We start from the raw sequence: 7,250 nt of genomic DNA on the forward strand, positions 1-7,250 counted from the left end.
CCTTCCCCGGATCACCCTTGGAGGCATATGAGCTTGAGGTCTCTCAAACGCAAGGCTGCCTGGAACTATAGTTAGCAGGAACCAATATGGGACATTTCTAATGAGTCAAGAAAGAGGTCATTTCTAAAGAGTCTTGACATCATAGCGGAGAGCCGGCTACAAACCCGTCACAGGCTGAATATCCCTGTGCACCCTTTCTCTAAATCTGCACTCTGTATCCAAGCTGAGGTTGGGTGACTCTACTTCAACTAGCATGGCAGCATGGTTCTGCTAAATTAGGGTGGATGAGAGGTTAAAGCAATGGTGCTTGCTTCTCTTGGGCAGAGCGCCTTGGAGAGATTGCCCATAGGGCAAAACCCTACAGTTTAGCCTTCCCCAAGCCATTCCCTCTCAAACCGTTGACAAATAGCTTAGATTAGGGGTGTGGCACACCATGCTATCGCTGTCCCCAAAGGCTATTTTGAGCCGCTAGAAGCCGAGCACCTTCGGCTCGGTTATGCTACAAAGACACAGACAATCAAAAGCATCTTCGACTTCTACTTTGCGAATAAAGACGGTGCTCTAATACCTGACTTTACGAATAAAGACAAGGTTGCCCAGGTAGACACCCACAGTTGCTACAGTTGCCGCTACCCGTAGTCTCCCCCGTAGTCTCCCCCCAAGCCTCGCCAGAGGAAAAGCCCAGAGAATTTTCTCTGGAGGTGTTTGTTCGCTATGTCCGTGTAAGTCGTTGAGGGGAGATGCCACTAAGGTCTCGGCACTGGCCAGGGCGCTACGGGCCGGTGGTGCTTCCTATGCGGAAATAGGCCGTGCCGTGGGGGTCAAGTCCCAGAGCACCGTCCAAAACTACATCAAGGGCTATCCGAATCAGCGATAGGCTTGCACTGACCACACACTCGACGCCTGCCAGTCTGAACATCTTTCCACTCAAGTGCTTGACAATGGAACATATTTCTGTTTATTATTACGGTGTAACCTGTATATACTAAGAGGAAAGCATGGAAGAGCTGACCCGCACCTACATCACCACCACAGAGGTGGCCAACATACTGAGGATCAACCCGAAGTCTGCTGGTTTCTTGGCCCGGAAGGGGAAGATTCCAGCAGTCAAGATCGCCAACCGCTGGCTCATTCCCAAGGCGGCTGTCGAGGAACTGGCTAAGACCTACGTCCCCAGGAGGGGCAGGCCCAGAAGCAAACGCAAATACACCAGGAGGAGGCAGACATGAAGAGGGCAGCACTGTACGAGCGGGTTTCTACCGATGCCCAGGTTGAGAAGTACGGCCTCAGCGCTCAGGACCGTGCACTCAAGAAGCGGACGACGGAAAAAGGGTATCTGCTTGTCCCAAACATGGACAAAGACGCCTTTGTTGACGATGGATACTCTGGCGGTGACACCAACCGGCCAGCCCTGCTTCGACTGCGCCAATCAGTAGCCGAAGGCAGAGTGGATGTCGTCCTGTGCCATGACCCTGACCGCCTCTCCCGTAGCCTGTCTGACCTCTTGCTCCTTAGCGACGAGCTCAAGCGGGCCGGTATTCAGCTGGAGTTCATTACACAGGAGACCGATGCCTCTCCTGAAGGGCGCATGTTCTTTGCCATGCGTGGTGCAGTGGCCGAGTATGAACGTGCCAAGATACGGGAGCGCACCACCCGTGGCCGGCTGGAGAAGGCAAAGCAGGGTAAGGTCGTGAGCGGCGCAGCGGCCCCGTTCGGATACACCTTCGACCCTAAGACATCGACGCTGCAAATAAACGAGGACCATGCCAAGGTGGTGAGAATGGCGTTCTACCTGTACCTTCAAGAACACCTGTCGATTACCAAACTGGCAGATCGTCTGAACCGGCTTGGCACCCCACCGCCGTCGGGCAAGCGCTGGCACACGTCCACTCTCGGTCGTATGCTCTGCAACGAGACTTATGCGGGGACGCTCTGGCAGAACAAGTGGCAAACCCAAAAGATAGATTGCGGGCAGCAACGCCAGCCGAGAATACAAGAGAGCATCCGACCCAAGGATGAGCACATTTCGGCCCAAGTGCCGCCCATGGTCCCAAGGGAGATGTTCGACGCTGTACAAAACAGGCTCCGGGAGAACTCCCACCTGGCCATGCGCAACACGAAGCACGAGTACCTGCTTGCCGGGCTTCTAAGGCATACCTGCGGTAGCGGTATGGGGGCCAAAACAACGAAGGGGACTGCTTACTACTACTGCTACAAGAGCCAGAAGTTCAAGGCTCCGATTGACGAGAAGGGACAGGCGGTGCCCTGTCGATGTAGTTGGGTCAACGGCCACGCTCTTGACGGTGCGGTATGGGATACAGTAACGAACCTACTGCGACGGCCCGACCTGCTGGTTGCAGAGGTCGAGCGGCTGACCAAACCAGACTCCGCTACGCGGGAGGTACTGAATGAAGAGCTAGCCATGCTCAGGAAACGTCTGGAAGAACTCCCCAAAGAAGAGCGACGTTTAGTTGAAGGCTATCGGAAAGGGTTCTTCGCTGACTTTATGATGCGGGAAGAAATGGAACGGATACGCAAGGAGCGAGGGGACGTCGATGAGCGTTGCAGACAGCTTGAGTTGCAGCTTTCAAGGCTGGACCGTGCTGCGAGCTACAAGAGCAAGGTCGAAGACCTGGCCGAGACGTTGAACTGCGGATTGGATCAGATGGACTTCGACAAGCGCCGTGAGCTTATCCGTCTGCTAGTGGATCAGGTGGTCTACGACCAAGGTCACGTCACCATCAAGACCATAATCCCGCTGGGCGATGGTGAGAGCCAATTGCAACCCATATCCCCTCCCGCCAGGGGAGGGAGAACGGGTGGATTCCCGTCCTTCCGCGGAAGGACGGGAATGACAGATCAAAAGCACAAATAACTACATGAGACAGCAGGCGCATCAGCCATGAACGCGAAATTGAACGCTGAGCAAATCTTCCCTCCGTGAGGAAGAGCCAACATAGACGGTGTAGGTGATCGGTTCCACAATCCAACTGCTGTGCTGCTCATCATAGTAGGCCAGATGCTTGACCGGAAGCACGAAGGTCACCTGCCTGGTTTGTCCGAGTGCAAGAAGCACCTTCGAAAAGCCTTTGAGCTCTTTGAACGGCCTCTCCACTTGTGAACCATCGTACCCAACATACAATTGGGCCACCTCTTCGCCAGCCATATTTCCCGTGTTGGCAATATCTACGCTCACTCGCAGCGTTCCATCTATACCAACCTCTTGCTGATCAAGCTGCAGGTTCTTATATGCATAGGTGGTATAGCTCAGGCCAAAACCAAAGGGGAAAGCAGGTGTGTTACCCTCCCTGTCCATAAGCCGGTAGCCGTGAAAGTAGCCATAATCGACCGAATTGGCGCGGTTATCGAATAATGGGAGCTGGCTTTCAGATTTTGGAAATACACAGGGCAGCTTTGCACAGGGATTTACTTTGCCAAAGAGGATGTCCGCCAGGGCATTGCCGCCCTCCATGCCGGGATACCAGACCATCAAGATCGCAGGGACCTTTTCGCGCCATGATTCAGTGATGATAGCGCTGCCTCCCATGAGGGCGACTACCGTATTGGGGTTTGCAGCAGCAATCCGCGAGATCAAGGTCTCATCGCGCGGTTTGAGCATGAGAGTGTCCCTGTCACCACCCTTGTGTAAAATGCGCTCACCTTCATCCCTGTGGGTGTATCCGGCGACAATCACAGCCATGTCTGCCTTGCGCGCCATGTCTACGGCTTTGTCCATGGCTCTGCCGTCACTGTATGTGGTGGCACACTCCCGCGGCGCAACCGCGCGTATTCCCTCAAGAGGCGTGATCACGTAGGGTGGCCTCACCATGCTGCTGCCTTTGTCGCCGATGTTGGGCAAGGCAGCCAGCTTGCCAATAACTGCGATGCGTCTTACACGGGCACTATCAATGGGGAGTATCCGGCGAGGGCTGTCTGTTAAGCACTCGTTCTTCAGCAACACCATGGATTTTTGGGCAGCTTCCCGGGCCAGAGCCCCATGCTCCGGGCTGAGCACAGCCTGTGCCCCATACCGCGCCGGCTCACCTGTCTGGGCAAATCTGGCCTTCTGCCTCAGGATGCGCAGCACAGCATCGTCAATTGCCTCCTCAGAAACCTCACCTTTGCGGACCAGCCTCCTCAACTCTCTCCCAAAATGAAGGGGAAGGGGCATCTCGATATCTACGCCGGCATTGGCAGCCCGTGCGTTATGAACACTAAACAGGAAATCAGACATGACAAAACCTTCAAACCCCCACTCCTTCTTCAGAATATCACGCAGGAGGTGACGGTTATGACTGCAGTAGTCCCCGTTGACCTTGTTATAGGCGCTCATGACAGAGGCCGCACCTTCGTCAACACAACGCTTGAAATGCGGCAGGTATACCTCGCGCAAGGTCCTCTCGCTTATGCGGACATCAACCCGGAGGCGTGAGTTCTCAATGCTGTTGGCAGCAAAATGCTTGATGCAGGCCATGACATGACGCTGAGAACCCCGCACGAAGGCTGCCCCCATTTCTCCGAGATGATACGGGTCTTCACCATAGGTCTCCTGGGCTCGACCCCAGGCAGGATGTCTTAATAGATTGATGCACACAGCAGCGAGAAGGTTGGCACCCTGCGATCTAGCCTCAACTCCCATCGCATCACCAACCCGCTCTTCAAGGCCTATATCCCACGAAGCGCCACGGGCCATAGAGACCGGGAAACAGGTGGAGTGGCGCATCACCACTCCCCTGGGACCATCACTGAATCGAATGGCTGGGACAGATAGGCGCTCATCCTCACCTGCCGGCCAGGGGCGGCTGTTGTAGGCGAACAAAAGCTCTACGATGCCGCGCAGAAGTGGGGCATCGCCTGACATCTGCTTGATTTTCTGTTTGAGGCCCATCTGGGCCAGCAGGTGTCTGGCCTTTTCTTCAACCTGTTCTTTTCTAAGAGGCATGTCTTCGCTGAGCGTGAGCTCTGACTTCAACGTTATATCAAATCAGAACCCCAGATCGAGCAGAAAGAGGACTTCTGCCCTGGGAAGTTGGAGACCACCTGCAGCTTAGTGCATAGTCACCAACCTATCCGGGACGGGCTGCTATCTCACTGGCTAAGCGCCTGCATTCCTGATACCAGCCTTCTTCGCTTGTTTTTCCTGATACATGCGGTTGTCAGCCTCTCTCATGACTTCGGCCAACTTGCAGCCCTCCTCCCCCGTCGCCACACCGATAGAGAGAATCAGGGGAGAGCCCTGGGTATTGTTATTGTGAATCGCCAGTATCTGCCTGACGCGTGCCAGAGCCTTCTCTGCCGTAGACCTGTCTGCGCCAGGAAGCATCACCGCAAACTCATCGCCCCCGATTCTAGACACCACATCCTCGCTGCGGAAGGCTGCCATTAACACCGCCGCAGCACGCTGCAACAGCACATCCCCTGCCTCATGCCCATAGGTGTCATTGACTGCTTTCATGCCATCTACATCAGCCATCACAATACTCACCGGGAAAAAGCTCCTGCCGCGTTCCAGCCGCGCAAACTCTTCCTCAAAATAGGCCCGGTTGTATAGACCGCTGAGCACATCGTGGCTGCTGACGTACTCAAGCCTCTTCTGCACTCGCTTGCGCTCGGTGATGTCACGCACCATGACCAGTGCTTCATTCTTGCTGCTCGCTGCCACCCGGGCCTCGTAGAAAGCAGCATCACCGTCCAAGGGAACTTGAATCTCAAACACCTGCGTTTCTCCGGTCTGCAATGCCCGTCTCACCAGCGGCAGCCCCCGATGGACCACTTCTGCAGATAATGCTTTGTACTGGGGTAACTCCTGATACGCTTTACCATCCGTGGATATGCCTTGAATTGCCGGATTACCTCCTTCAGCGGCCCTCGCATCCAGAATGGTGCCATTCTCACCAACTCGAAACATCAGGTCCGGTATCGCATTCAGGAGGGCGCGTTTCTCCGCTTCCCTTTCCGTAAGCTCGCGCTGCGACTTATCCAATGATGCCAGCATGCCATTGATAGCCCCACCCAATCTCGATAGCTCATCCTCTCCTTTGACGGCGACCCGCTCGGTCAGATCACCGGTGTCACGTACCCTGTCTACGCCTTTGCTGAGGCCGAGCAAACGGGAGAGGATAACCCTGTTCATCAGGATAATGACCACCAGGGCAAACATCACAAATGCTGCTGCAAGATAGACTATGAGCCAGTAGACCGTTTGCTGTCCCTGATGGTAGATATCGCGGTTCATGTCTGCTCTGATTATCATCGCGGGATTGCCGTAGATATCCATCAACAAGCCGTATCCGGCCACGGTGTCCTTGTCCAATGGTTGGGTGATAACAGGTACCTCATCCGACAGCAGGGCCTTTGCGGCCGAGAAGTCGTCGGGCATCTGTGGATCATCCAGGCGATACAAGCCGAGAGACAGATGTGTCTGCGCTGCCAGCCTCTCCACCTCGGCATCATCAAGAAAGCGGGCAAAGATCAGCCTGCCCAAGATGGAGCTGCCTGGCAACATGGCGCTCTCAACAGCGTAAGGGTAGGATTGGACAAGCAGGGTGTCTTCCGGGAGAACCAGTATCCCTGTTACAGCGGTAGTGTCTATTTGCGGAGGTATTGAAATCGGGCTGTTGCCCCCAAGCACTTCCATCAGGCCGGGGACAGAGACTAATTGTATTGACTCATGCGTCTCCAGGTTGTATCCGATGCCAGCAGGGGGCATGCCGGACATGACAAAGATAACGTAATTGATCCCCATGACGGCAAAGGCTGGTTCGGTGATATTGATCTTCATGTGCATCTCTCCATTCTCATCCATGACCATGGAGAAGTTCTTGGCATCAGCCGTGGCTTTGCTAAAGGTGATGCTCATGCTGGAGAAGTCGTTAGACAGGGCGCTCACGGCCCGTTGAGTGTTCTGAGTGGTGTTCTGCTTTTCCAGGACAGTGAAACGCTTCATCAGGATGGTCTCCGAGACAGCAAACGTGATGGCAAGCGCAGCCGCAAAGACAACACAAATCATTATTATGGCTTTCCTACGCAGTGTCATCGGGGCACCTCCTGATCATACATTCCACAGGCCTTCAATCTTCGAACTTAAACCCTTTCTTAGCAAAGACCCCCAGGCAAGCACTGACCACATTGGGGTCATACAGGATACCGCTGTTGCATGAAATCTCCTCGAGGGCTTTCTCTATACCCAGTGGGGGCCGGTAGGGCCGATGGGAGGTCATGGCCTCAACAACATCCGCCACGCCCAGTAT

General features: G+C 54.7%; 6 protein-coding genes. 2 read left to right on the plus strand and 4 right to left on the minus strand.

What is annotated here, in order from left to right; translation table 11 throughout:
- Positions 1 to 772 precede the first annotated feature (772 nt).
- On the minus strand, positions 773 to 919 hold the full coding sequence (locus NTZ04_01885; protein ID MCX5991073.1) for a hypothetical protein: 147 nt from the start codon (positions 917 to 919) through the stop codon (positions 773 to 775).
- A gap of 79 nt (positions 920 to 998) precedes the next feature.
- On the opposite strand from NTZ04_01885, the gene NTZ04_01890 reads away from it, so the two are divergent.
- Both NTZ04_01890 and NTZ04_01895 read left to right on the plus strand, forming a co-directional pair.
- Positions 999 to 1,229 (plus strand): helix-turn-helix domain-containing protein, encoded by a 231-nt coding sequence (locus NTZ04_01890; GenBank protein MCX5991074.1) that lies wholly within the window; start codon positions 999 to 1,001, stop codon positions 1,227 to 1,229.
- Complete coding sequence (locus tag NTZ04_01895; protein MCX5991075.1) at positions 1,226 to 2,875, plus strand: recombinase family protein; 1,650 nt, start codon at positions 1,226 to 1,228, stop codon at positions 2,873 to 2,875. Before NTZ04_01890 ends, NTZ04_01895 begins: the two co-directional genes overlap by 4 nt.
- Positions 2,876 to 2,896: 21 nt before the next feature.
- Here NTZ04_01895 and NTZ04_01900 read toward each other — a convergent pair whose 3' ends face one another.
- From NTZ04_01900 to NTZ04_01910, 3 genes are all read right to left on the minus strand, one after another.
- Positions 2,897 to 4,972, minus strand: a complete 2,076-nt coding sequence (locus NTZ04_01900) for a glycoside hydrolase family 3 C-terminal domain-containing protein (GenBank protein MCX5991076.1) — start codon at positions 4,970 to 4,972, stop codon at positions 2,897 to 2,899.
- A gap of 123 nt (positions 4,973 to 5,095) precedes the next feature.
- On the minus strand, positions 5,096 to 7,036 hold the full coding sequence (locus NTZ04_01905; GenBank protein MCX5991077.1) for a diguanylate cyclase: 1,941 nt from the start codon (positions 7,034 to 7,036) through the stop codon (positions 5,096 to 5,098).
- Positions 7,037 to 7,070: 34 nt separating this feature from the next.
- Positions 7,071 to 7,250, minus strand: a 180-nt coding sequence (locus tag NTZ04_01910; protein ID MCX5991078.1) for a histidine kinase, incomplete at its 5' end; no start/stop codon positions are given.

The organism is Chloroflexota bacterium (assembly GCA_026389585.1).
In the GTDB taxonomy this organism is placed as follows: Bacteria; Chloroflexota; Dehalococcoidia; order UBA2247; family RBG-13-53-26; genus JAPLHP01.